We start from the raw sequence: 25,024 nt of genomic DNA on the forward strand, positions 1-25,024 counted from the left end.
TGAGTTGCTCGACTCTGAGTCTTTTCAACGCCGTCTCCATCCCGGCGAACGGTCACGACGTGTGCGGGTCGCCTACTGTGGTTGTGCGAGCATTTCATCTTCAATCATGCCGGATCGAGACAGTTTGCGGCCGACGACACGACGAGGTGGTGCGCCGCCACCGGTTTCGGGCCTTGCCCGCGGGCTAGTGGCGCGTGTCGTTAGTTAATTTACGGTTGGTGTGCGGGACGATGGGGGTATGGCGAATCGTCCTGCTGCGGCATTGGTGCTGCGTGATGACGACCGGGTGGAGCTGACGCGGGTGACCCGGTCCTCCTCGGTCCGGGCGGGGCTGGCGCAGCGGGCGCGGATCGTGCTGCTGGCGGCGGAGGGGTTGTCGAACACGGCGATCGCCGAGAAGGTCGGGGTGTCGCGGCCGACGGTGATCGAGTGGCGAGAGCGGTACGCCGCCAGGGGCTGGCCGGCTTGCAGGACGAGGCGCGGGCGGGTCGGCCGCGCAGCGTCGACCACCGCCGGGTCGTGGCGCTGACGCTGGCGCCGCCACCGAAGAAGTACGGCGTGACGCACTGGTCCTCCCGGTTGCTGGCCCGCCACCTCGGCGTCGGCAACGCCACCATCGCCCGCGCCTGGCGCGAGTACGGCGTGCAGCCGTGGCGGTCGGAGACGTTCAAGTTCTCCACCGATCCCGAGCTGGTCGCCAAGGTCACCGACGTGGTGGGCCTCTACCTCGCACCGCCGGCGAACGCGATCGTGCTGTGCGTGGACGAAAAGTCCCAGATCCAAGCCCTGCACCGGACCGCCCCGATGTTGCCCATGCAGCCCGGACTGCCCGAGCGGCGCACCCACGACTACGTCCGGCACGGGACCTCGACGCTGTTCGCGGCCCTGGAGATCGCGACCGGGAAGGTCACCGCGGCGTGCAAGCCACGCCACCGCCACACCGAGTTCCTGGCCTTCCTCAAACAGATCGCCCGCGCCTACCCCGACGACGGGACCGGCCAGGAGCTGCACCTGGTGATGGACAACTACGCCACCCACAACAAGGCCGAGGTCCGCGCCTGGCTCGAGCAGCACCCGCGCATCCACGTCCACGTCACCCCGACCGCCGGGTCCTGGCTCAACCTCGTCGAGGTCTGGTTCGGCATCATCGAACGCCAGGCCATCCGCCGCGGCAGCTTCGCCTCCGTCAAGGACCTCAACGCCAAGATCCGCGCCTTCATCGACGGCTGGAACGACCGCCGGCACCCCTTCGTCTGGACCAAAACCGCAGAAGAGATCCTCAAAAAGGCCAACCGTCAGACGACTTCAAACACGCGCCACTAGGCACCACGCTGCGTTGGTGGTCGCGGCAGAGCCGCGTGATCGGGTGCAGTCCAACTGCGGCTGCACGCGCGCCAGGTGCCGCCGCCCTCAGGAGCGATGGGGTGCCCTCTACGGGCGCGAGGTCGAGGCGCAGGCGGGATCGGCGCACCGACCTCGCACCGACTTACGGAGCACCCCCAGGGCGGACCTGATCCTTGCCGGGAAGGTCGGCCTCGGAAATGATTCCGACGAGCCGCTCGCCCTCCACGACCAGCAGCCGATCCAGCTGATGCTTGCGCATCTGCACTATGGCTTCTTCGAGGTCCGCGTCTGGCGCGATCGTGACCAGCTCGCGGGTCTCGATGTCGTTGACCGTGAGGCCGGTGGGGTCACGTCCCTCGGCGACCACCCGAGCAACCAGGTCGCGGTCGGTGATGATGCCGACCAGGCGCTCTCCCTCGACGACCGGGAGTGGCCCGTGCCGGGACTCGACCATCTTCTTGGCCGCGTCGACGATGGTGGTGGACGGTTCGACGGTGATCACGTTCTCCGTCATCAGATCTTTGACCTGTGGCATGACGTCCCCAATCTCCGCGGGCCGGTGAAAAATCGCTCACCGGCTACGACTGCTGGGCCATATGAACTTTACCGCCGGCTGCTCAGCGTGCGGTAGAAAAGAAAGGGTATGCGGACCTCCGGCTTCGTGTCGCGGGAGCACTGCTCGTCGCCATCTCGAAGGAGCCTGAGGTGTCGGAGCGGCTCAGCGCGCGGGCAGGGCAGGTGATCAAGCGGCGTTGCCCACACGGGCCCGATGACAGGGGCCCGTGTGGGCAGCGTCCGCCGGGTCACTGGCGCCTCGCTCGGTCGGCCGTCGAGGTTTGGGCGAGTCTGGCGGCCGGCGCACTGCGGTTGGATCGGACCCCGGTGCGGGGCGGCACTGCTGCCTGGCGGCGGCACTGCCGCTTGGGTGTGCCCCGTCTCGGGGCTCGTTGGTCAGACTCGGCCGGTGCCTTCGTCGCCCTCCAACTCGATCTGCTCCTTGCGGACCTCTTCCGTGACCTGCTCCTCGCCTGTGACGGTCTCGGTGTCGAGCCGGACGCGTTCGACCGGGCGGGCCTCCTTGGACACCACGGGGACCTCCTCGTGGAGGACGACTTCGTGCTCCTCCTCGGAGATGGCCGGGCCGTCCATGGCGGCTCCGACGTTGGCGTCGGTGATGGGCTCACGCTCGAGGCGGGCCTCCTCGCGACTGACCGGCACGTTGACGGTCTGCTCCTCAGTGACCACGTACTTGCGCAGGCGGGCGCGGCCGGCCTCCCGGCTCGCGGTGCCGACGTTGAGCTCCTCCTCGGAGCGGGTCATGGCGGTGTCCGTGGTCGGCCCGGAGGTGTCGTAGCCCGTGGTGGTGGTGTCATAGCCTGTGGTGGTGCCGCTGAGGTTCGCGGCGTCGTCTTGGGTCTGCGTGGTCGCGTAGGCGTCGCTCATCCCGTAGTAACGGTAGAGTTGTTCTTCCTCGGTGGGTTCGAGGTGGCCGTCGTCCTCTACGCGGGGTGCGTCCTTGACGGTGTCCTTGTCGTAGGGCACGCGCAGGGTGTCCCCCTCGATCGTGGCCTGGTTCAGGGGGACGAAGGACTGCGACGTGCCGAACAGGCCGGTGTCGACGGTGACCCACTGGGGTTGGCCGGTGACGTCGTCGAGGTAGACCTGACCGACGGTGCCGAGCTTCTCGCCATCGCTTCCAACGACGGCGGCCTTGCTGCCGATGAGGTTTTGAACTTGGTCGTTGGTGATCATGGGTCCTCTCCTGCTGGTAGGGAACGCGGCTACGACCACCGTAGGTCCGCCACCATTACGTCTGCATCGGGACTAGGGCGTGTCTCTTAATGCGTTGAGCCAGATGGTGATCGCTCGCAGGACGACGCCGCCGCGGTAGGTCAGCGCGAGCTTGTCGTAGCGGGTGGCCAGGGCGCGCCACTGCTTGAAGACGTTGAAGGAGCGTTCGACGACGTTGCGCCGCTTGTAGGCCTCTTCGTCGTAGGTGACGGGCCGGCCGCCCTTGGACCCGCGGCGTTTGCGGTTGGCGACCTGGTCGGAGCGTTCGGGGATGACGGCCTGGATGCCGCGCCGGCGCAGCAGCGCCCGGTTCGCCCGGGAGGAGTAGGCCTTGTCGGCCAGCGCCCGCACCGGCGTGCTCCGGGCCCGCCCAGGGCCCAGCCGGGGCACGCGCACAGAGTTCATGAGGTGGACGAACATCGGCGAGTCTCCGCCCTGCCCTGGTCCGAGCACCATCACCAGCGGGCGCATGTTGCCGTCGCAGACGTGGTGGATCTTCGTGCTCAGTCCGCCGCGGGAGCGGCCGATGGCGTGGTCAGGCGGCTCCTCGTCCAGTTTCATGTAATTCGACAGGTCCCCCTGTGTCCCTCGGGAGGTTCGTGGCGTGCTGGTGAGCACGGTTGATCGTGGAGTCCACCGACACCTCCCAGTTGACCAGGCCGGCCGCGTCCGCCTGCGCGAGCAGGGCGGTGAGGATCTTGTCCCAGGTCCCGTCGCCGCTGAAGCGGCGGTGCCGCTTCCACACCGTCTGCCACGGGCCGAAGCACTCGGGCAGGTCCCGCCAGGCGATCCCGGTGCGGTAGCGGTAGACGATGCCCTCCACCACCGCGCGGTGGTCCCGGAACCGCCGTCCCCGACGGCCCTCCGAGGTCGGCATCAACGGTTCGATCAACTCCCACTGGGCATCCGTCAGCACGGCATAACGTGACACCCCCGCAGCGTTTCAGCCCAACGGCTCGACTATTGGGAGACACGCCCTAGTAGCTCCGAAAAGCGATATGGCGCCTCCGTGCTGGTCGCCGCCGACATCGGCGTAGCGATTGGGGGCGCTGGTTCCGCCGTCGCCGTCGAACTCGCCGCCTCGCCCTATGGGCGGCCTCCCGAAATGGGAGGTGATCGCGCTGGCCGCACGGTCAATAACATGCGACAGAACATCGCCAGGCACTCGAATGTTTCTCAACGGGGATGATTCGTCCGCGGCGTGCATGCGCGCCATTGAAAGGTGGTCGGGGGGACGCCCCTGGGCGCGACACTCGGGCGTCGGGCGGGTAACACTACGGGTGTCGGCATCGATGAGGCTGGCGACGGATCTCGGTTTCCCTGTCCCGCTACGACGAGGTGAAGACCCATGTCTGAACGCAACACGCTGGTGCGGAGCATGCACGATCTCGGTCTGGACGCGTGGTTTGGCGGCTCCCTCATGGGGGCGATCGGCCTCAACGGTGCGGCCTCGGCCGCGGCGGACCCCAACGAGCGGTTGACGCTGTCCTCCAAGGGGTGGGGCATGTGGGCCCCGGTGAACGCCGCGGCCATCGGCACCCATGTGGTCGGCAGCGTCGGCCTGATCGCCGGCAATAAGGCCCGGTTGATGAGCCAGCCCGAGGCCATGCAGAACACGATCGTCAAGAGTGTGCTCACCGTCGTGGCGGTCGGTATGACGGTCTACAGCGGGATGCTGGGCGCCAAGGTTGCCAGGGAGGCGCAGCGAGGCGGCGAGGGCGCCGCCGGGCCGGCGCCGCAGGGGGCCATGGGGGCCACTGAGCCGTCGCCGGGTTCCTCGGCCACGCTGGCGGCGGCGCAGAAGCAGCTCAAGGCGCTGCAGTGGGCGATCCCCCTGGTGACGGGATTGCTGGTCGTCCTGGGCGCGCAGCAGGGGGAGCAGCAGCGCCCCGTCGCCGGGCGGTCGTCGCGGCGCTAGCCAGCAGTGGCGCAGACTATCCGGGACACGACACTGCAGCTGGGCTCGAGCCGGCTGGACGGCAGCTACTGCCCGAACTAGGCAAGTGGCGGGCGCGGCCGGCCCTGTCATTCGTCGAGAGGAGAGGTGCCATGGCCTCGCACCAGGAGGGCCTTGCCAAGCCGGACTCCCCGACTGAGATCCGCAAACCGTCCTGGGGGTACGTGCTGCGCAAGACGGCCAAGGAGTTCATGGCGGATCAGTGCACCGACATCGCCGCCGCTCTGACGTATTACGCGGTGCTGTCGATCTTCCCCGCCCTGATCGCCCTGGTTTCGATCCTGAGTCTGGTTGGGCAGGCGGGGACGACGACCAATGTCATCGTCGGCATGCTCGAGGGCGTGGTCCCGCAGGACGCCATGAGAACTCTCGAACCGGCCATCGCGCAGCTCACGACGGCGCCGGCTCCGGGCATCGGTCTCATCATCGGTCTGCTTACCGCGCTGTGGACCGCGTCGAACTACGTCAACGCCTTCGGGCGGGCGATGAACCGCATGTACCAGATCCCCGAGGGCCGCCCGGTCTGGAAGCTGCGCCCGCTCATGTACGGCCTGACGGCCCTGCTGCTGGTTCTGGTCGCCATCGCCGCCCTGGTACTCGTCGTCAGCGGGCCCATCGCCCAGGCGATCGGTGGTGCCATCGGACTGGGTTCGGCGGCTCTGGCGGCGTGGAACATCGCCAAGTGGCCAGTGCTGCTCCTCGTCGTCATCGTGATCGTCGCGCTGCTCTACTACTTCACGCCGAACGTCAAGCAGCCGAAGTTTCGCTGGATCAGCCTGGGTGCGGTCATCGCCATCGTCGTCGCGGCCCTCGCCGTCCTGGCTTTCGGCTTCTATGTGAGCAAGTTCGGCAGCTACGGCGCGACGTATGGCGCGCTGGCCGGCGTGATCATCTTCCTGCTGCTCCTGTGGATCATGAACCTCGCCCTGCTTTTTGGTGCCGAGTTCGACTCCGAGCTTGAGCGCGGCCGCGAGCTACAGGGCGGGATCGCGGCGGAGGAGACGCTCCAGCTGCCCCCACGGGACACACGCGCCAGCGACAAGAAGGCGGTGAAGGCCCAGAAGGACGTCCAGCGGGGCCGGGCGCTTCGCGAGTCGCGCGGCCGCAGCGCCAAGCCGGACGACGATGCCTGAACCGTGGAAGCGCCACCGCCGCTTCAGCGGGGACGGTACCTGGGACAAGATCTTGACCATCCTCCTCGCCCACGCCGACGCGGCCGGTCTGATCGACTGGGAGGTCTCGGTCGACTCCACGGTCAACCGTGCCCACCAGCACGCCACCAACCTGCCCCGGGACACAGGGGGACCTGTCGAATTGCACGAAACTGCGGCAGGAGCCGCCTGACCACGCCATCGGTCGCTCGCGTGGCGGGCTGAGCACGAAGATCCACCACCTGTGCGAGGGCAACATGCGCCCGCTGGTGATGCTCCTGGGGCCCGGGCAGGGCGGGGACTCACCGATGTTCACCCACGTCCTGGGCGCGTTGAGCGTGCCCCGCCTCGGTGGGGGCCGGCCGCGCACGACCCGGATCGGGCCGTGGGCGACAAGGCCTACTCCTCCCGGGCCAACCGCCAGCTCCTGCGCCGACGCGGGATCCGGGCCGTCATCCCCGAACGCTTGACCAGGTCGCCAACCGCAAGCGCCGCGGATCCAGGGGCGGCCGCCCGGTTACCTACGACGAAGAGGCCTAGAAGCGACGCAACGTCGTCGAACGCTCCTTCAACGTCTTCAAGCAGTGGCGCGCCCTGGCCACCCGCTACGACAAGCTCGCCCTGACCTACCGCGGCGGCGTCGTCCTGCGCGCCATCACCATCTGGCTCAGAGCATTAAGAGACACGCCCTAGCACCCGCCGCTACTCGTGAAGTGTTCACGCTCAGGCAAACCCCCCGGTCGCAGTCGGGCAGCTCGACGCCTGAGAAAGGCCCAAGCTTGGTGATCTGGAAAACGGATCCGTGGGGCCTTGCCACTACGAGTTCGCTAGGCCGGCACGCCCCAAATCCTCTCGGACGGGGTCTTACCCGGCAGGGTTGCCGGGCTTCCCCCGCCTGCGCCAGTCGTGGTTGTTGATGATCTTGACCGTGCGCGGGGGCAGATCACCGTACAACGGGGTGGCGGGCTCGTCGTCGCGGCGTTCGATCTCTTCGGTGAGAATCCGGTCGGCCTGGCCGTCGTGGCCCTCGGCCTTGAGCACGGTGATGAGGTCGAGCTTGGGGATCTCCTCGTAGGGCGCGGCCTTGTAGATCTTCTCGGCGACCGTGTGCGCTAGGTCGAGGTCGTCTTCGTCGAGTGCGCGCGTCACGACGATGTGCGCGACGTCGACGATCGCACAGGTCATAAGCTGGTCGGTGCGATCGCCCTCGAGCATCCAACTCCAGCCTTGCTTGCGGGTGTGGGTGAATGGCTCCCCGCGCACAAGCTTCAGCGCGGACTGAAGGTCGGCGATGCCGTCGGCCTGACGAGCCTGTCCGCGCGCTCGCAAGGCGCGGAACAGGTCGACGTCGCAGAGGAGGTCTTCGACCTTGTAGGCGTGCGGGTCGCGACCGCCCTTGCCGTTGGGGCTGGAGGCGTAGGGGAGGTGCCAGTCGCCGGTGCGGGGGTTCTTCCCGAGCCACTTGCGCAAGACTGTTAGGTCGTTGCGCATGCGCTCTTCCTTGATGGAGAACGCCTCGGCCAGCTGCGAGATCGTCGACCCGTGCGGATGCAGCGCGAGGTAGGCCAGCAGTTCGGTGTAGTAGGCACGTCGGTTCGACCCGGCGGTTGCTTCCCCGCGGGTGCGTGCGACGACGGGGCCGAGCAGCATCAGGCGCGGCAAGGGGCAGTCGTCGCTGAGGAACATCGTCACGTCGTTGTCGAGCGTGGACGTTTCGGCTTCGACCAGTCGGCGCACGCGGTCGGTGACGTGCGGGGCCAGGTTCTCGACGTCTTCGACGGTGGTGGCCCCGGCCTTCTCGTACTCGGTGGCGGCATCGGGAAGGAGGGACTCCTCGCCGCCGGGTCCGGTGGTGCCGTGCTGGCGGGGGTGGACGAGCTCGTCGCGCAGCGCGCCGGCGGCGTCCGTGAGGGAGGGTATGCCGTCCGTCGAGGTGTAGTCGACCGGCATGGGCAGGTTGATCACCGTTGTGTCGGTCAGGTGCGCGAGCGCTCCGGTCGCGTGTGCGTCTTTGGCTGAGAGGCCGGCTGCGCGGAGGGTCAGGCCGAGGTGCGGGACGAGCAGCCGGCCGTCTGGAGTGAGGTCGAGCACGGCGTCGTGGTCGTGGGAGCGCCCGTGGAGGGTGACGATGGTGGCGCCGGCCCGGTCGGTGGCGGCGCGAATCGCCGTGGCCTTCTCACGAATGGTTGCGAGGTGTGGGCTCTGCGCCGTGATGAGGAGTAGTTCCACCCCGTCGGGGTCTGTCCCGCTGTCCAGGCTCGAGGACGTGCCGAAATGGTGGAGTGGTTCTTGGTCGTCGGCGGTGACGTAGGTGATGCGCTCGAGGCCGGTGGTGGCGACCTCGCGCGCGACGCCCGCGGCGACGATGCTCACGCACACGCCGCGCCTGCTCAGCGCGATGTCCGCCGCGATGTACCGGGCGAGTGCTTCGGCATGTTCGGCATCACCGGTGATGGTGATGGTGCGCATCTGCTCGAGGTTGAGCAGCCAGGCGTGGCCGGCGTCATCTGTGCCGACCGACGTGAGCAGCGGCCAGGGTGGGGTCAGTGAGGCCGTATCCCGGTCGGGCTCGGTGTCGAGGAGCGCGGACCACGTCTTGCCGCGGCCCGTCCAGGGCGCGGGCAGGTCCTGGTTGTCGGTGAGGTGCAGCACCGCGGTGCTTTCGGCGATCTCGACGGCGTCGAGCCGGGGCAGGCCAGCGAAGCCCTCGTAGTGTGAACCGAGCGCACACAGGTAGGCGTCGAGGGCCTCCATCATGTCGGCCCGGGGCCGGCCGACGATGGTGGCCGTCCTCTCGGCCGAGACGAGCTCAGGGGGTGGGGGAGCGATGCGCATCCCGGGCCGGCGGAACCGTACCTGCTTGCGCATGCGGGCACGGACGCCGATGAACAGTGCCCCACCGAGCAGCGCACCGGCCCCGGTCAGGCCCGGCAGCAGCCATGCTGCGGGTGCGGTGTCGTCCTCGATGTCCTCGGTGTCCTGAGACTCGAACTCGTCGGCCTCGGTCGGGGGGTTGGTTTGGGCCGGGGGTGGTGACGGGGCGGCGCTCGGCGGAGGAACGGGGATGGCCGGTGGTTTGGCGACCGCGCTCGGCCGGGGTGATGCGGGTTCGTCCGCGGGTACCGGTTCCTTGGCGCCCGCAGATGATGTTTCGGGGCCGGCTCCTGCGGCGGCGTCGTCGTCTGGCAGGTCAAGCTCCCAGCCGGGCTTGATCAGGTCCGGGTCGGTGAGCTTCTCGCCGCCGGGCTGGATGGTGTCAGTGGACGCCTCGAAGATCTCCGGGTAGCGGGCTGCGTCGCCAAGCTCATCGAGTGCAATCTGGGACAGGGTGTCGCCCGGCTTGACCGTGTAGGCGTCTGCGTCGGCAGCGGCCGGGGTGCGGGCGTCGTCGGGCAGCAGCAGCACCATGGGTGGGGCGATGAAGTCGGGCTCACCGCCGAGGGCGTCGGCGTTGAGCGCGGCGATCTCGGGGTACCGCAACGGGTCGCCGAGCATCTTCTCAGCGATCTTCCACAGGCTGTCTCCGCGCATGACCGTGTACGGCACCGTGCCGGGCACGTCGGCGACGGGTTGGCGCGCCGCCGGCACTGGTGTGGCTGGAGCGGTGAATGCCACCGGCCGGACTGTCGCGACCGACGCCGTGCCTGCGGCGTCGGTGCGTGGCGGCGCGGTGGCGATCAGCCCTGGCAGCTCGTCCGGGGCCAGGGCGTGCGCCGCCGGAGCGGGGAAGGCCGCTGGCGCGGTTGGGGCGGCGACGAACAGCAGCGCGGCCCAGGCGACCAGGACCCTGGCGGCGTGCTGGGGCCGGGACAGGCCGCGGAGTTCGGGGGCGTGGATCCCCCGGACCGCGGCGGCGAGCTCGACGAGCAGGCAGGAGACCAGGACGGCCCAGGCGCCCCACAGCAGGATGCCGAGCGCGACCCACACGATCTGCCAGGGCCTGGTTCAAGGCCGACGACGACCCCGACCGCGGGTCGGAGTAGCTCAGCCCGCCGGCTCCGGTGCCTAAACCGGAAGAAACAGGAGCCGCTGCGGAACGCCTTCTGAACGCCCGTGGTGGAATCTAGACGCACGTGGGACCATCTCAGAACCGACCGTTTGTGAGACGACGCAACGAGACGCTGCTGGACGGTGGCTTATGCGTCCACAACCCATCTCAAAACGGCTCTTCGCGCTTCGTGGTGAACGGCCTGCTGTGATGGGCGTTCACGCCACTGCTCGCGCGGCGCTGGCCAGGAGGATACGGGTCTTGTAGTTGTTGCTGTTCCTGAAGCCGCGTCCGGTGCGTTTGATCTGCTTGACGGAGGTTTTCGCGGCCTCGACCTTGGCGTTGGTGGTGCCGGTGACGATGAGGACCTCGATGTGGGGCCACCAGGCGGCGATGGTGTCGTAGAGCCGTTGCGTCTCGGGCATGTTGGCGACCTTGACGTAGTGGCCGAGGCGCATCCGCTCGTGCCAGGCGTCGGCGAGGGTGGTGGTGCGCAGCAGCCGGCGGACCTGCTCCTTGATCGCCCAGGCGGCGGAGAGCTCGTCGGTGGGATCGTCGCTGCGGAAGACTTTCTCGAGCCGGTCCCAGCCGCGCTGGGACAGCGTGTCCGCGCCGCGCAGGAGGAGCTTGCGGTTGGCCCAGGACGGGTCGACCAGGCGGCCGCGGCGGCCCTTGTGCTCGCGGGCCAGGCGCTGGCGCACGGCGGTGAGGGCGTCGTTGGCGAGCTTGACCAGGTGGAAGGCGTCGACGCTGACGGCGGCGTGGGGCAGGTGCTCGCGCAGGGCCTTGCGGAAGGCGGCCGAGGGGTCGATCGCGACCACCTCGATGCCCTCGCGCCACGTGGGCGTGCGGGCCTTGAGCCAGGCGCCGACGGCCTTGGAGTCGCGGCCGTCGACGACCCCGAGCACCCGGCCGGTGGCCAGGTCGACCAGGGTGGTCATCCACGGCTCGTAGCGCTGCCAGGCGCCGGCGGTGTCGCGGAAGTAGCGCACCGAGCGGTAGCGGTGCTCATCGATTCCGAGCCGCCGCACCGGCACGGAGTCCACGTCCGGGAGAACCACCGCGGCCGCCGCCGTCAGCGCGGCCTGGACCAGCCACCACGAGACCGCGTGGGCCCGCGCCACCTCCACCGCGGCCCGACCGGAGACGATCACCGCCGCGGCCAGCTGCTCCCTGAGCCGCCGGGTCGAGCGGGCGCGCCTAGGGACCTGGACCGTGGCCTCGGCGAAGGTGGCCCTGACGCATTCGGGCTCGTCGCAGAACCAGCGCCGCTTGACCCAGACCACCTCGGCCTGCCCAGCCACCGGGATGTCGCGCAGCCGCTGCCAGCGGCGCGAATGCACCCGGGTGGCGATCACCCCGCAAGCCGTACAACCGGGCGGGTCGATCGACTCGATCATGATCCGCCGCCCAACATCGGGCAGATCGACCGCGTCGATCACGCGGTATCCGGGCAGGTTGAAGATCGTGCTCGCAGCATCACGCCGCGAGCCCGTAGGCTCATTCACGCTCGTGGTCCTCTGGCTGACGGATCTCTCGACAAGACCCATCCCAGCAGGACCACGAGCCTTTACACGTCTACGACGCGGACCCGCTCTTCACCACGAACCGCGAAGAGCCCTCAAAACCGTCCGTGTCGGGCCATGGTTCCGAGAGCCGTTTCTGAGACGCTTGGGTGGTGACGCAGAACCTCATCGGCCTCGCCCGCGTGTCCACCAACGCGCAAGACGCCCAACTCCAGCGCGACGCCCTGCAGGCGGCCGGCTGCATCAAGATCTTCGAGGAGAAGATCAGCAGCCGATCGAGCCATCGCCCAGGGCTAGCTGCCGCGCTGGACGACATGCGCGACGGCATCGACACCCTGGTCGTATGGAAGCTCGACCGCCTGGGCCGGTCGACCAAGGACATCCTCACGGTCGCCGACGACCTCAGTGACCGGGGTATCGGTCTACGCGTCCTCACAGGAACGCTCGCCGGCACCTACAGCCCGACGGGGGAGGGGAAGTTCTTCTTCACGATGATGGCCGCCTTCGCCGAGCTCGAGCGCGACCTCATCCGGGAACGGACCTTGGCTGGCCTGGCGGCCGCCCGGGCGCAGGGGCGCACCGGTGGCCGGCCCCGGGTGATGGACCCCGACAAGCTCGCGATGGCTCGCGCCCGCCGTGCCAATGGTGAGAGTCCAACGCAGATAGCTAAGGCTCTTGGGGTGTCGCGGGCAACGGTCTACCGCTACCTGGCGGCCGGTTAGCCGGAGGCGCACGAACGGTCCTCCCAGAGGTCCGGATTGTGCCGGACAGCGCGCCCCCGCCGGACATATCACCGGACAGGTCTTACGGGGACGGGTCGGCGGCCGAGATCCTGAGACCGAGCGATGTCGCACTCCGTCCCGGTGTGGGTTCGCCAATCGGGACAGCGGGAAGGTCTCGCTCTACCAACCGCTCGGATCGTGGAAACGAGGCGGACGCCGGGACATGAAAGGTCGGCGGTCACGCGGGGGGATGAGAAGGTCCAGGCCTGCGCTACGACAGTTGCTAGACGAGGCCTTGCTTCTCGAATCAAGCGCTAGATCTGCGGCCCGGGGAACTGTCGAGCGTGTCTGTCGTCAGGCGACCTGGCTCCATTGCCTGCCGCAATGGTCGACCGTGCACGAGATCCGCGATGGAGTGGCCCGTACCCGGGCGGCGCGACGAAGCGTCATCCGAGACGCCGCCACGCAACTGTCCTTGAGCCGTCGTAAGGCAGCGCTCCGCTGAGCGATCCCCAGCTGACGATCGGTGGCCCGGCCCTATTACGCGAACGCGGCCTGCAGGTGCCAGCCGAGCTCGCACGGCGTTACCGAGACGTGGAGCCGGCGCTTGCACGTCGTGCGCGACGGGCAGGTCATCGGAGCGTTCAGCCTCGAGGACGAGATCCGGGACGTCTCCCGCCAGGCGGTCGACGAGCTGCACGCCGCAGGCGTCAAGGTCGTGATGATCACCGGCGACGGCCGCCAGGTCGCCGAAGCGGTCGCCGCCGAGCTCGACATCGACGAGGTCTTCGCCGAGGTCATGCCCGAGGACAAAGACGCCAAGGTCGCCGAACTGCAGGCCCGCGGCCTGACGGTCGCCATGGTCGGCGACGGCGTCAACGACGCCCCCGCACTCGCACGTGCCGACGTCGGGATCGCGATCGGTGCCGGCACCGACGTCGCGATCGGATCCGCGGGGATCGTGCTCGCATCCGACGACCCCCGCGGCGTGGTCGCAGTACGCCGACTGTCCGCCGCCAGCTACCGCAAGATGGTCCAGAACCTGTGGTGGGCCGCGGACTACAACGCCAGATCGAGGAGGACACCTACTGCATCGACGTGCTGCAACAGATCGCCGCAGTCAACGGCGCGCTGCAGAACGTCGCGATCGGCCTGCTCGACGAACACGTCGGCCACTGCGTCGCCAACGCAGCCGGCGACCAGAACAAGGCCCGCGACATGGTCACCGAAGCCACCCAGGCCATCGCCAGGATCATCAAGGCCTGACGCCCGCCTCACCCACGGCATCCGCAACTCGAGAAAGACGCCCGTAGGAACACCCGGTGCGGCGGTTATGGATCGGAGCTGCGGTGCAGAGGGCCGCGCGACGGTCCGTGAGCGTCGCTATGCGGAGGCTCTCAGGGGCTCGAGGGCGGCTAGGACGAGGTCGAGGCCGAACATGAACTCCTCTGCCGGGTCGTAGCCGGCAGCGACGAGCGCCGCGGCGGACTCGTTGAGGTAGGGGAACTGGTCAGGAGGAAGCTGGGGCAGGAAGACGTCCTCGGCCATGTCCGCGAACTCGTCGGCGGTGTCGAACGCCAGGCTGGCTGCCTGCAGGGCGAACCCGTAGACGTAGCTGTCGAGCAACCAGTTGGCGTGCGTCGCCATCAAGACCGGGAAGCCAGCCCTCCGCAGGCAGGCGGTGACCGCCTCGTGGTGGCGGAGGTTCGCGGGCCCCGGCGATGTCCTCGACTCCAACAGGCCGATCGCCCACGGGTGGCGTGCGAGAACCTGCCGGGCGGATACCGCCCGCCGTCGCATCGCCGACTGCCAGTCGGTCTCCTCGGGCGGGAGCTCGATCTCCTCGAACACGACGTCGATCATGGCGTCCAGCAACTCCTCCTTGCTCGCCACGTAGTGGTAGAGCGACATCGCGCCCGCGCCGAGCGCGCCAGCCAGCCGGCGCATGCTCAGCCCGTCGACCCCCTCCCGGTCGGCGAGCCGGACCGCCTCGACCACCACCCGCTGCTTGCTCAGCCCCGCGTCTGACGAGACCTGGCGTTGTTCCCTCACAGACACGGGTCCTCCTCGCTCCCTAGAACGGCTTGACAATGGTACAGCGTACGCCCATAGTACAACGTACGACGTACGACGTACGACGTACGACGTACGACGTACGACGTACGACGTACGGGCCAGCGAGAGTCCACTCAGGACGTGAGGAGGCTTCTGTGGGAGCCGAACAGCGATCGAATGCCGGAGCACGCCTGGTGCCGGGGGCGAGTCCGGCCGGGGCGGCGACGATGCGGGCCGCCGTCCAGCACCGCTACGGCCCGCCCTCAGTGCTCGAGTCGTCCGAGGTCGGGATACCGCTGCCCGGTCCAGGCGATGTGCTCGTCCAGGTGGGCGCGGCCGCAGTACATCCCGGCGACTACTTCGTCATGACCGGCGAGCCGTACGTGGTGCGCCTGGCGTTCGGGCTCCGCCGGCCGCGCCACGGCATCCCTGGCCGGGACCTCGCCGGCGTGGTGGCAGCGGTCGGGAAGGATGTCACCGCTCTCCGCCCCGGCGAGGAGGTGTTCGGCTGGAGCACGGCTGGAACGCTCGCGGAGTACGCCTGCGTCCCGGCGGACAACCTCGTGTCCGTGCCTGCCAACCTGTCGGTCGTGGACGCGGCAGCGGTGCCCACGTCGGCCATGACGGCGTTGCAGGCATTGCGCGATATCGCGAACGTTCGACCGGGCCAGACGGTGCTGGTCACGGGCGCGTCGGGCGGCGTGGGCTCCTTCGCCGTACAGATCGCCAAGGCGTTTGGCGCCGAGGTGACGGGGGTGTGCAGCACCCGCAACGTCGACCTGGTCCGGTCGCTCGGTGCCGACCACGTCGTTGACTACACGAGGACCGACTTCACCCGCACCGAGAAGCGCTACGACGTCATCCTCGACAACGTGGAAGCCCAGCCCCTGGCGGCTGTCCGCCGAGCGCTGACAACCACCGGCACCCTCATCCCCAACAGCGGACGCGGTGGCCGCTGGCTCGGCCCCCTCGGTCGGATCGTCAAAGCGCGCGTGCTGTCCGGGTTCACCCGTCAGCAGCTGAAGCCTCTCCTGTCGGTCGAGAAGCGCCAGGACCTGCTCACCCTGGCCGACCTGCTCGCGACCGGGCAGGTCACGCCGGTCATCGACCGCACCTACCCCCTCGACGAAGCAGCCGACGCCCTCCGCTACGTCGGGGCCGGCCACACCCGAGGGAAGGTCGTCGTCACCGTCTGACGACCGGACCGACGAGAACGACCCAACCCGTGCGTATGCACGCCCAGACCTGCCGCCACTCCGGCGGACGGACCGCTCCTCTTGAAAGAAGAACCGATGACCATCCGAACGAAAACCCCGAACCTGCTCGACAACCCGCCGATCCCCGTGCAGGCCAAGATCGCCGCCGCATGGACCAGCTTGATGTTCTTCGTCATCTACATCGACTACTTCCACCTCTACCAGCCCGGCGCCATCGACCAAATCCGGGGTGGCCGCATCTTTGAGTTCGACATCACCCCGACGTTGTTGACCATATTCGTCGTGGTCATAGGGATCCCGGCCCTGATGGTGATGCTCTCCATGACGCTGCCCGCCCGGGTGAACCGCGCCACGAACCTCGTCGTGGCATCGCTCTACATCCCCGTCATGGTGTTCAACGCGGCAGGGGCGTCCTGGGACTGGGCCTTCTACTACGGCCTTCACATCGGTATCGAGGTGCTGCTCCTGGCCTTCATCCTGCGCTCCGCCTGGACCTGGCCCCGCACCGCACCGTCGGCGACCATGGCAACCAGCCGCGACAACGAGCCACACCGCACGCCGGAGCAGGCCTGACTGCCCGCCCCGCGCCCGACCATCCTTCGCTCGCCCCACCCGCGGGCACGGTCACCTGCCTCAGCGTTCGCTGCTGAGCACTCTGTCCCACCCGATCCCCCAGAAAAGGTCCCGGTCATGATCGAGGCGCACGAGCTCACCAAGCGCTACGGCGACACCACCGCCGTGCACTCCCTCAGCTTCACGATCGCGCCCGGGACCGTCACCGGGTTCCTCGGCCCGAACGGCGCCGGCAAGTCCACGACCATGCGCATGATCATGGGACTGGACCGGCCGACGTCGGGCACCGTCACCGTCAACGGCAAGCCCTACCGGCAGCACCGTGCCCCGCTACGCGAGGTCGGCGCCCTGCTGGAGGCAAGCGCCGTGCACCCCGGCCGCAGCGCCCGCTCGCACCTGCGCACCATGGCCGCCACCCACAACATCAAGGCCTCCCGGGTCAGCGAGGTCATCGAGATGACCGGCCTGGCCGGGGTCGCGACCAAGCGCGTCGGGGGGTTCTCCCTCGGCATGGGCCAGCGCCTGGGCATCGCCGCCGCCCTTCTGGGTGACCCCAGGACGCTCATCCTCGACGAGCCGGTCAACGGGCTCGACCCCGAGGGCGTGCGGTGGGTTCGCCAGCTCGTGCGCGCCCTGGCCGCCGAAGGACGAACCGTCTTCCTCTCCTCACATCTGATGAGCGAGATGTCGCAGACCGCCGACCAGCTCCTGGTGATCGGCCGCGGTCGCATCATCGCCGCCGGCCCGGTCCAGCAGGTCATCGACTCCGTCGGCGGCGGCGCTGTGCGGGTGCGCTCCCCGCGCGCCGGTGATCTCGCCGCCGCTCTGGCCGCCGACGGTGCGACCGTCACCTCGCCCGAGGCCGGGATGCTCGAGGTCAGCGGGACCACCGCGGAGCACGTCGGCGAGGTCGCCTTCAGATACGGGCTGCTGCTGCACGAGCTGTCACCGCGCCGCGCCAGCCTCGAGGAGGCGTACATGAGCCTGACACAGGACGCGGTCGAGTACCGCGCCCACACCACCACCACTTCCAGGACCGCGAAGGCCGAGAACCGATGAGCACCCTGACCGCCGACCCCCCCACGACCTCACACGCAGCCCCCCCGCCCGCCCCCGCGCAGGTGCACCCCACCTTCGCGGGGGTCGTGCGGGGGGAGTGGATCAAGCTGCTGTCCCTGCGCTCGACGTGGTGGGCGCTAGCCTCCACCGCCGCAGTCATCACGCTGGTGGCCCTGGCCGCCGCCGCGTCCCTGAACGCCATGGCCGACAACCCCGCCCTGGCCCCGGGCATCGAGCAGATGCACGGCGCCGAGGTCATCTCCAGCGGCTTCCACTTCGGGATGCTGACCATCGCCGTCCTGGGCGCCCTGCTCATCACCGGGGAATACTCCACCGGCATGATCCGCTCCACGTTCGCCGCAGTCCCAACCCGGATCCCCGTCCTTGCCGCCAAAGCCCTCACCCTGGTCGTCCTGACCGCCGCGGTGGCCCTCGTCAGCGTGACCCTGTCCTACGTCGTCACCATGCCCCAGCTCTCACAGCACGACCTCGTCCCAGCGCTGGACGACCCGGGCACCTGGCGCGTGTTCGGCGGCACCCTCTACTCCCTCATCGCCGCCGCCCTGTTCTCGCTCGGCATCGGCACGCTGCTACGCTCCACCGCTGCCAGCCTGACCGCTGCCCTGACCGTCCTGCTGCTGCTGCCCGGCATCCTCAGCTTCATCCGCCTGGACTGGGTAGAGACCATCGTCAGCTACCTACCGCTGCCGGCGTCCTCAGCGTTGCTCACCACCGGAGCAGCCGAGACCCAAGGTGCCTACCTCTCCACACAGGCGAGCCTGATCGTGATGGCCGCCTACGCTGTCGTCCCTATCGCGGCGGCCGCCGTCACGCTGCACCGACGCGACGCCTGACGCCCTGCGTCTCGATACCCCAACGAGCTGAGCACTATGACCGCAGAGATCCTGGCTGCCACCGAGCATCTGGTGCTGCGCCGAATGACCAACCACGACGCCGCCGCCCTGGCGGCGTACCGAAGCGACCCGGCGCAGGCCCGATACCAGTCATGGGAGACGCCATACCCCCTCGACAGCGCCCGGGCGCTCATCGCCGAGATGCGCAACGTGCGATTCGCCCAACCCGGCGTATGGCTCCAGATCGGCATCGAGACCAGCGGGCGGCTCATCGGCGACATCGCGGTCCGCGTCGACGGCGACGAGACCCGCCAGGCCACCGTCGGGTTCACCCTCGCCGCGGAAGCGCAAGGCCACGGGTACGCCACCGAAGCACTACGCACAGTCATCTCACTGCTGTTCACCGAGCACGACGTACACCGCATCTGCGCCGACTGCGACACCCGCAACGACCGCTCGGTCGCACTGCTCGAACGCATCGGCATGCGCCGCGAGGCCCACCACCACAAGTCAGCCTGGTGGAAAGGTGAATGGACCGACGAGTACGTCTACGCCATCCTCGCCGAGGAATGGCCAGACAAGAACCACGGAGTAGACCCACGACCGCCGGCCGACGCCGGAGGTAGAGACCACTAGGGCGTGTCTCCCAATAGTGGGGCCGGTGGACTGAAACGCTGCGGTGGTGTCACGTTATGCCGTGCTGACGGATGCCCAGTGGGAGTTGATCGAGCCGTTGATGCCGTCCTCGGAGGGCCGTCGGGGACGGCGGTTCCGGGACCACCGCGCGGTGGTGGAGGGCATCGTCTACCGCTACCGCACCGGGATCGCTTGGCGGGACCTGCCCGAGTGCTTCGGCCCGTGGCAGACGGTGTGGAAGCGGCACCGCCGCTTCAGCGGCGACGGGACCTGGGACAAGATCCTCACCGCCCTGCTCGCGCAGGCGGATGCGGCGGGACTGGTCAACTGGGAGGTGTCGGTGGACTCCACGATCAACCGTGCCCACCAGCACGCCACGAACCTCCCGAGGGACACAGGGGGAGCTGTCGAATTACATGAAACCCGGCGAGGAGCCGCTTGACCACGCCATCGGCCGCTCCCGCGGCGGACTGAGCACGAAGATCCACCACGTCTGCGACGGCAACATGCGCCCGCTGGTGATGGTGCTCGGGCCAGGGCAGGGCGGGGACTCGCCAATGTTCGAGCACCTGATGAACTCTGTGAGAGTGCCCAGGCTGGGTCCTGGGCGGGCCCGGACCACGCCGGTGCGGGCCCTGGCCGACAAGGCCTACTCCTCCAGGGCGAACCGGGCGCTGCTGCGCCGGCGCGGCATCCAGGCCGTCATCCCCGAACGCTCCGACCAGATCGCCAACCGCAAACGTCGCGGGTCCAAGGGCGGCCGGCCCGTCACCTACGACGAAGAGGCCTACAAGCGGCGCAACGTCGTCGAACGCTCCTTCAACGTCTTCAAGCAGTGGCGCGCCCTGGCCACCCGCTACGACAAGCTCGCGCTGACCTACCGCGGCGGCGTCGTCCTGCGAGCGATCACCATCTGGCTCAAGGCATTAAGAGACACGCCCTAGCTGGCATCTGACGAACAAGTCGAAGAGCCAAACCCCGCCCCCTGGTCTAAACGGGCGCACGCGCCCCTGAGCCGAGTGCGCGCCCCGCGGCTACGTGTTTCATTGACGTCAGGATCGGCCCGGCCAGGCTCGGTCTCAGGTGACCCGGGTGGTCGCTCTCCATGCGGCTGCCCACGCTCCTGGCGTGAGGCTCACATTTGGAATGCTGGTGGTTCCCACGTTCACTGTTGTTCGGTCAACGGGCGAGGCGCCCGGCTTTGCCCCTGCGGCATCGTCGTGGCTACGCCGTAGACATTCACCACGACCTACCGGACCCAGCACATGTCACCGTTCCTGTAGTTCCCCACTCCGCGCACCAACTGGCTGCCGTTGCACGAGGCGGTTACGCACCGCACTCCCGCCCAGATCCACCGGGTTCGAGCGGGTCGACGATTAAGAGTGGCAATCCCCTGGAACCGTGGAGACCTGATTAGTGGGCGTCCTGTCCGCGTCCTGGCTCGCGGGCGGGGTCGCAGAGGCTCCGGGGTCAAGGGCGGCCGGAGGCCGTCGCGCAGCGATCGCGCAGCGACCCTTGAGGCCGGAGGGGCGGCACCGCCACCCTGGGCCGCGCGGGCGGTGCGCCGGATGAGATCGGGCGGCGCAGCCGCCTCCGCCTGCTTGTGCGGTGCGGTTCATGCCGCGAGCTTGTCCCGGTGGCCCTGGCCGGTGGCGAGGGAGCGTTCGTACTCGACGGGGCTGAGCATGGCGTCGGTGGAGTGCCGGCGGGTGGTGTTGTACTCATCGATCCATCCGGCGGTCACGCGGCGCGCCTGCTCGCGGGTGGCGAAGTGGTGCCGGCGCAGCAGCTCGAACTCGACGGTGCTGTTGAAGCTCTCGCTGACCGCGTTGTCCAGCGCGGAGCCGGTGCGGCCCATCGACTGGGTCACGCCGGCGCTGCGGCAGGCCCGGGCGAAGATCTCCCCGGTGTACTCCCCGCCCTGGTCGGAGTGGAAGACCACGCCGGCCACGGACCCGCCGCGGCTCGCGATCGCCACGCACAGGGCCGCCCGGGCCAGCGGGGCGTCGTGGTGGGCGTCCATCGCGAAGCCGACGCAGCGGCGCGAGTGCAGGTCCAGCACCGCGGCGAGGTAGAACCTGCCCTCGTCGGTGGGCAGCTCGGTCAGGTCCCCGCACCAGCGCTGATCGGGTATCGGCGGCGGGGCGAAGTCGCGGCCCAGGGCGTCGGGGGCCTTGCGGGCGCGCCGGTCGGCCCGCGTGGTGCCGCGGCGTCGGCGCTTGGGCCGGGCGGCCAGGTGCTGCTCGGCCATCAGCGCCGCGACGGTGTTCACCGAGACCCGCCAGCCGGCCGCACGCAGGTCCGCGGTGATCCGCGGGGAGCCGTAGGTGCCGTGGTGCCGGGCGAAGAGATAGGCGACCTGGGCGGCCAGCGCCGCCCGGCGCTTACGCCGCACCGAGACCTCCCCGCCGACCCACTTGTAGAACCAGGCCGGGGAGACCCCCAGGGCGCGGCAGGACACCGCGTACGGGACGTGGTGCACTGCCCTCTGGGCGGCGATGAAGGCAGCCAGGCTCAGTGCCCCATCGCTTCCTTGACCCAGAGGGCGACCGAGCGCTTGAGCACATCACGCTCCATCGCCAGCTCGGCGTTCTCCTTGCGCAGCCGGCGCAGCTCGGCGCGCTCGCTCTCCTCCAGCGTGCCGTCCCCGCCCTCGCGCGCCCGCCGGTCGAGCTCGACCCAGTTCCCCAGCGTGCCGTCGTTGATGCCCAGCTCCCGTGCGACCTGCGCGATCGGCTTGCCGGTCTCCCGGACGATCCGCACCGCGCCCTCCTTGAACTCCCGGTCGAACCTCCGCCGCGTCTCCATCGCCGTTCCTCCTTGGGGGCGATGCCTCCACGATAAGAGGGGAAGCCCACAGGCCTTACGACACCGGTTCCTTGCGTACACCTTCCCGTCTCGCTCACCAGACCCGTCCCATCCGGCAGTGCTGGGCCGTCCTGACTTCGTCGCGGCTGCTCCCACCCTCCCCGGCGTTCCCCGGGTCAGGCTGCCGCCAGCTTCACCCCGCTCCTACGACAGCGAAGCGATGTAGGTCTTTCACCTCCATCCGAAACAACAGCGCCTCGTGGCGCACCACGTGCTCATCGACGCCGATGACCTTCACACCGTCGAAGCGCGCGGTGTCCTCGATGAGAACCCGCTTGCACTCGGCCAGAACGGCGTCGGTGGCGGTGTTCCAGGCCACCCCCAGCCCCTCCGCAACCCGGGCAACCGTGAGGTGCTGCATGACGATGCCGACCAGCGCCGAGCGCAGCGCGCTACGAGACAGCTTGGCGCGGGGCTCAGCGGCGCGGCTGGTGTCTTGGCCCCACACGTGCCCGCACTCGGTGTAGCGGTAGCTGCGGACGGTGATCAGCAGCGTCGTGGGACGGCCAGCCCGGCGGCTCGTGCGCCAGCCGGCGGGTGACGGTGTCGCGGGCGGCGCCTCGCGTCCACAGCGCCGGCACCACTGGTCGGCCTCGACGTCGACGACACGGCAGCCAGCACCGCCCGGTCCGGTTCGAGCTGCTGCCCGGTGACCTCCACGCCGAGCTCCTCCAGGCGGCAGAACGTCGTCAGGTCGGGGCAGGCGAAGGTAGCGTCAGGCACGTCGAGGTCTTCCGGATGGGCGGGGTAGGAACCTCCATCCTCGGGAGACCTCGACCCCTACCCCCGCACTGCGCGCCGACCGGCTCAACACACTCAACTGCGAAAAGCCGGATTCAGTCGCTGGCACGACGGCGTTCTCACGCGTCGCCAAGGGCATGGTGGCGCTGCTGCGTCTGCCGAGGCTGCCGATGTCGCCGCCGTGAGGAGCGTCAGTGGACCGAGGCCGGCGACAGGGGCGTAACGGTCAGCTGCTTCGACGGGCAGCTGGGCAAGCAGCTTGAGCACCGAAGCCACCCGGGGGATGAGGTCGGTCGTGTCGATAGACGGCACCCATCCGAGTCGTGCGGCAACCGGAACCAGACACCACGTTGGCCGTTCCGGCTGACCCTTAGGCCAGCCTCGTTGTCGCGGTCACTGGCTCCCACGATGACCTGATTGCCCTGCACATTCTACGGAGACCGGTTAAGTCGGTGTGAAGAGGCCGCCCTGCCGGCCGAGGCCCACCAGGTCATCAGCGAGGCTTGCGCAGCCGCCGGGCTTCGACGAGGACCTGATCGACGGTTGCCGCTTCGTGGTCTTGATCCTCAAGACGTGGCATCGTGACCACGTGCGGACTCGTCGGTCTCACCGAACAGCCCGCTCTGGTACGCCAGGACGACCGCCTGCACCCGATCCCGGAGGTGGAGCTTCTGCAGGATGTGCGTTATGTGCGTCTTCACCGTCGTGTCGCTGACGTACAGCTGCGCGGCTATCTCCGCGTTCGATAGGCCGTCGGCGATGAGGCGGAAGACCTCCCGCTCCCGGGCAGTGAGTTCGGCGAACTGACGCGGTGCGCTGGGGTGCCGGATGCGACTGAACTGCTGGATGACCCGCTTCGTCACCCCAGGCGACAGCAGAGCATCACCGGCGGCGATGGTACGGATGGCGGTGAGCAGCTGTTCGGGCGGATCGTCCTTCAGCACGAACCCACTCGCCCCAGCCGCCAGCGCCTCGTAGACGTACTCGTCGAGGTCGAACGTCGTCAGGATCAGCACGCGGGCTGCGTCGTCGGCCTCCAAGATGCGTCGGGTCGCCGCGAGCCCGTCGACCTCGGGCATGCGGATGTCCATGAGGATGACCGTGGGGTGGAAGCGCGCGGCGCTGTGGATGGCCTCCAGCCCGTTTCGGGCTTCGGCGACGACCTCGATGTCCTCCTCGCCGGCAAGCAGCATCCGGAATCCGGCGCGGACCATCGACTGGTCGTCGACGACGAGCACACGGATAGTCATGGTCGCTCGTTGCTGAGCGGCAGACGGGTGCGGATGAGGAAGCCGCCGCCAGCGACGTTCCCGGTGCTCATCTCTCCGCCGTAGAGCTTCACCCGCTCACTGATCCCCACCAGGCCGTGGCCGACACCATCCGTGCGGTGGACCCCGACGCCGTCGTCGCGGACCGCGACCTCGAGCGCGGCGGCGTCGTAGCGAATCGTGACGGCAGCCGTGCTGGCGCGGGCGTGCTTGAGGGTGTTCGTCAGCGCCTCCTGGATGATCCGGTAGGCCGACAGGTCCAGCGCACGAGGGAGTGGGACGCGGTCACCTTCCACGTGCACGTGCACGGAGAGTCCGGCGCGCACGACGTCGTCCACGAGTGCATCGAGGTTGTCCAGACCCGGCTGGGGGGTCAGCGCGAGCCGCTGGCCATCCTGGCGCATCGCGCCGAGCAGGCGTCGCATCTCCGTCAGTGCCCCCCGCCCGGTCTGCTCGACGGCTTCTAGCGCCTCCTTGTCAGCCGCATGGGTTGCGGGAAGGTGGTGGCGCACCGCGCCGACCTGCAGCACCATCACGCTGACAGTGTGGGCGACGATGTCGTGCAGCTCGCGCGCGATGCGGATGCGCTCCTCGGCCACGGCGATGCGAGCCGCACTCTCTCGCTCCCGCTCCGCGTGCAGCGCGCGCTCCCGCTCCGCGTCCGCCTCGGCGCCGCGCTGGCGAACCATGGCCCCGCCCAGCCACGCGATCCCGAACAGCGCCGGTGTGATGACGAGGTCGCTGGCGTCATGGGTCGGATCGTTGGAGATGATCACTGCCGCGCTCCCGAGCACCACGGCCAGCCCAAATTTTTGCTTCAACGGGTCGCGAAGCGTGCCCAGCAGGAACGCCGCCACGAGGCCGGTGAGGAACACCATGCTGAGAATCGCCACGAGACGGCCGTCGAGGAACGACAGCGTCGAGGCGACCAGCCACGCGGCCGCGGGCGCGCCGAAGGGGAACCGCCGACGGCCAAGAAGCAACAGCACCATGATCCCGACCGCGGGCACGGCGACCTCGGGATGCTGCGCCGGCGTCCGCCGGGGTTCCTTGAGCAGCGCGACCTCGGTTGCCGCGGCGAACGCGCCCACCACGATGAGGGCGTCTAAGCCGTAGCGACGGACGAAGTGGCTGACTCGGCCCACTCGTCTGACGGTACTGCCGCCGCCCCGCAGCGCGCCTCCTCCGCAGGTCGTAGACGCCGTCCTCAATCCGGAGGAGACGCAAATCAGAGCTCCGGCCGACGCTGTGACCGCAGCCGCTGCCTACCGTCG

Annotated in this window: 20 protein-coding genes and 4 pseudogenes; 13 read left to right on the forward strand and 11 right to left on the reverse strand. The window is 69.0% G+C overall.

The genetic code is table 11. The annotated features are described in order from the left end of the window. Nucleotides 1–238 precede the first annotated feature (238 nt). A pseudogene (locus ACF0H8_RS11215) lies at nt 239–1,323 on the forward strand (IS630 family transposase). Nucleotides 1,324–1,486: 163 nt separating this feature from the next. Here the strand turns inward: ACF0H8_RS11215 and ACF0H8_RS11220 are convergent. The 3 genes from ACF0H8_RS11220 to ACF0H8_RS11230 form a co-directional block, all read right to left on the reverse strand. Beyond that, nucleotides 1,487–1,858 (reverse strand): CBS domain-containing protein, encoded by a 372-nt coding sequence (locus ACF0H8_RS11220; protein ID WP_395289006.1) that lies wholly within the window; start codon nt 1,856–1,858, stop codon nt 1,487–1,489. A 437-nt stretch (nt 1,859–2,295) separates the two neighbouring features. Continuing rightward, a complete protein-coding gene (locus ACF0H8_RS11225; RefSeq protein ID WP_395289007.1) occupies nt 2,296–3,096 on the reverse strand; it encodes a DUF2382 domain-containing protein in 801 nt (266 codons plus the stop codon). A 72-nt stretch (nt 3,097–3,168) separates the two neighbouring features. Then, nucleotides 3,169–4,066 (reverse strand): IS5 family transposase gene (locus tag ACF0H8_RS11230; protein ID WP_395289008.1). Its coding sequence is split into 2 segments (ribosomal slippage): nt 3,169–3,705 and nt 3,707–4,066, totalling 897 coding nucleotides; the frame shifts between segments, so codons are not numbered across the junction. 417 nt (nt 4,067–4,483) lie between these two features. Between ACF0H8_RS11230 and ACF0H8_RS11235 the strand changes: the two genes are divergently transcribed. The 3 genes and pseudogenes from ACF0H8_RS11235 to ACF0H8_RS11245 form a co-directional block, all read left to right on the forward strand. Beyond that, nucleotides 4,484–5,053: a hypothetical protein gene (locus ACF0H8_RS11235; RefSeq protein WP_395289009.1), complete on the forward strand. Its 570-nt coding sequence runs from the start codon at nt 4,484–4,486 to the stop codon at nt 5,051–5,053. A 131-nt stretch (nt 5,054–5,184) separates the two neighbouring features. After that, nucleotides 5,185–6,225, forward strand: a complete 1,041-nt coding sequence (locus tag ACF0H8_RS11240; RefSeq protein WP_395289010.1) for a YihY/virulence factor BrkB family protein — start codon at nt 5,185–5,187, stop codon at nt 6,223–6,225. 4 nt (nt 6,226–6,229) lie between these two features. Then, a pseudogene (locus tag ACF0H8_RS11245) lies at nt 6,230–6,936 on the forward strand (IS5 family transposase); the annotation flags it as partial. A gap of 171 nt (nt 6,937–7,107) precedes the next feature. Here ACF0H8_RS11245 and ACF0H8_RS11250 read toward each other — a convergent pair. After that, nucleotides 7,108–10,170, reverse strand: coding sequence for a LysM peptidoglycan-binding domain-containing protein (locus tag ACF0H8_RS11250; protein WP_395289011.1), 3,063 nt, complete (start codon nt 10,168–10,170; stop codon nt 7,108–7,110). A gap of 279 nt (nt 10,171–10,449) precedes the next feature. Then, nucleotides 10,450–11,739: an ISL3 family transposase gene (locus ACF0H8_RS11255; protein ID WP_395289012.1), complete on the reverse strand. Its 1,290-nt coding sequence runs from the start codon at nt 11,737–11,739 to the stop codon at nt 10,450–10,452. 170 nt (nt 11,740–11,909) lie between these two features. On the opposite strand from ACF0H8_RS11255, the gene ACF0H8_RS11260 reads away from it, so the two are divergent. The 3 genes and pseudogenes from ACF0H8_RS11260 to ACF0H8_RS11270 all read left to right on the forward strand — a co-directional run bounded on the left by ACF0H8_RS11260 (nt 11,910) and on the right by ACF0H8_RS11270 (nt 13,745). Continuing rightward, entirely contained in the window at nt 11,910–12,479 is a 570-nt protein-coding gene (locus ACF0H8_RS11260) for a recombinase family protein (RefSeq protein WP_395289013.1), read from the forward strand. A 495-nt stretch (nt 12,480–12,974) separates the two neighbouring features. Next, nucleotides 12,975–13,545 (forward strand): annotated as a pseudogene (locus ACF0H8_RS11265) (HAD-IC family P-type ATPase); the annotation flags it as partial. Nucleotides 13,546–13,577: 32 nt separating this feature from the next. Continuing rightward, complete coding sequence (locus ACF0H8_RS11270; protein ID WP_395290873.1) at nt 13,578–13,745, forward strand: metal-sensing transcriptional repressor; 168 nt, start codon at nt 13,578–13,580, stop codon at nt 13,743–13,745. Between the two features lie 117 nt (nt 13,746–13,862). On the opposite strand, the gene ACF0H8_RS11275 is transcribed toward ACF0H8_RS11270, so the two are convergent. Then, nucleotides 13,863–14,537, reverse strand: a complete 675-nt coding sequence (locus ACF0H8_RS11275) for a TetR/AcrR family transcriptional regulator (RefSeq protein ID WP_395289014.1) — start codon at nt 14,535–14,537, stop codon at nt 13,863–13,865. Between the two features lie 152 nt (nt 14,538–14,689). On the opposite strand from ACF0H8_RS11275, the gene ACF0H8_RS11280 reads away from it, so the two are divergent. The 6 genes from ACF0H8_RS11280 to ACF0H8_RS11305 all read left to right on the forward strand — a co-directional run bounded on the left by ACF0H8_RS11280 (nt 14,690) and on the right by ACF0H8_RS11305 (nt 19,817). After that, nucleotides 14,690–15,730: an NAD(P)-dependent alcohol dehydrogenase gene (locus ACF0H8_RS11280; RefSeq protein ID WP_395289015.1), complete on the forward strand. Its 1,041-nt coding sequence runs from the start codon at nt 14,690–14,692 to the stop codon at nt 15,728–15,730. Between the two features lie 96 nt (nt 15,731–15,826). Beyond that, nucleotides 15,827–16,324 carry a DUF6326 family protein gene (locus ACF0H8_RS11285; RefSeq protein ID WP_395289016.1) on the forward strand — a complete coding sequence of 166 codons (498 nt, stop codon included), beginning with the start codon at nt 15,827–15,829 and terminating at the stop codon, nt 16,322–16,324. A gap of 117 nt (nt 16,325–16,441) precedes the next feature. Then, the gene (locus ACF0H8_RS11290; RefSeq protein WP_395289017.1) at nt 16,442–17,383 is read left to right on the forward strand and encodes an ABC transporter ATP-binding protein; all 942 of its coding nucleotides are present in this window, start codon (nt 16,442–16,444) and stop codon (nt 17,381–17,383) included. After that, nucleotides 17,380–18,237 carry an ABC transporter permease subunit gene (locus ACF0H8_RS11295; protein ID WP_395289018.1) on the forward strand — a complete coding sequence of 286 codons (858 nt, stop codon included), beginning with the start codon at nt 17,380–17,382 and terminating at the stop codon, nt 18,235–18,237. The genes ACF0H8_RS11290 and ACF0H8_RS11295 overlap by 4 nt, the downstream gene beginning before the upstream one ends. A gap of 36 nt (nt 18,238–18,273) precedes the next feature. Next, nucleotides 18,274–18,873 carry a GNAT family N-acetyltransferase gene (locus ACF0H8_RS11300; protein ID WP_395289019.1) on the forward strand — a complete coding sequence of 200 codons (600 nt, stop codon included), beginning with the start codon at nt 18,274–18,276 and terminating at the stop codon, nt 18,871–18,873. A gap of 46 nt (nt 18,874–18,919) precedes the next feature. Continuing rightward, a protein-coding gene (locus tag ACF0H8_RS11305; RefSeq protein WP_395290874.1) for an IS5 family transposase occupies nt 18,920–19,817 on the forward strand; the annotation gives its coding sequence in 2 pieces (ribosomal slippage) (nt 18,920–19,255 and nt 19,257–19,817; 897 coding nt in all). 671 nt (nt 19,818–20,488) lie between these two features. Here ACF0H8_RS11305 and ACF0H8_RS11310 read toward each other — a convergent pair. The 5 genes and pseudogenes from ACF0H8_RS11310 to ACF0H8_RS11330 form a co-directional block, all read right to left on the reverse strand. Then, nucleotides 20,489–21,415, reverse strand: a complete 927-nt coding sequence (locus tag ACF0H8_RS11310) for an IS3 family transposase (protein ID WP_395290821.1) — start codon at nt 21,413–21,415, stop codon at nt 20,489–20,491. Next, complete coding sequence (locus ACF0H8_RS11315) at nt 21,388–21,681, reverse strand: transposase (RefSeq protein ID WP_395288084.1); 294 nt, start codon at nt 21,679–21,681, stop codon at nt 21,388–21,390. The genes ACF0H8_RS11310 and ACF0H8_RS11315 overlap by 28 nt, the downstream gene beginning before the upstream one ends. Nucleotides 21,682–21,940: 259 nt before the next feature. Beyond that, nucleotides 21,941–22,464, reverse strand: a pseudogene (locus tag ACF0H8_RS11320) (ISL3 family transposase); the annotation flags it as partial. 584 nt (nt 22,465–23,048) lie between these two features. Further along, a complete protein-coding gene (locus ACF0H8_RS11325; protein WP_395289020.1) occupies nt 23,049–23,732 on the reverse strand; it encodes a response regulator in 684 nt (227 codons plus the stop codon). Beyond that, complete coding sequence (locus ACF0H8_RS11330) at nt 23,729–24,841, reverse strand: sensor histidine kinase (RefSeq protein ID WP_395289021.1); 1,113 nt, start codon at nt 24,839–24,841, stop codon at nt 23,729–23,731. Before ACF0H8_RS11330 ends, ACF0H8_RS11325 begins: the two co-directional genes overlap by 4 nt. Between the last annotated feature and the right edge of the window lie 183 nt (nt 24,842–25,024).

The organism is Georgenia sp. AZ-5, from assembly GCF_043952095.1.
In the GTDB taxonomy this organism is placed as follows: Bacteria; Actinomycetota; Actinomycetes; order Actinomycetales; family Actinomycetaceae; genus Georgenia.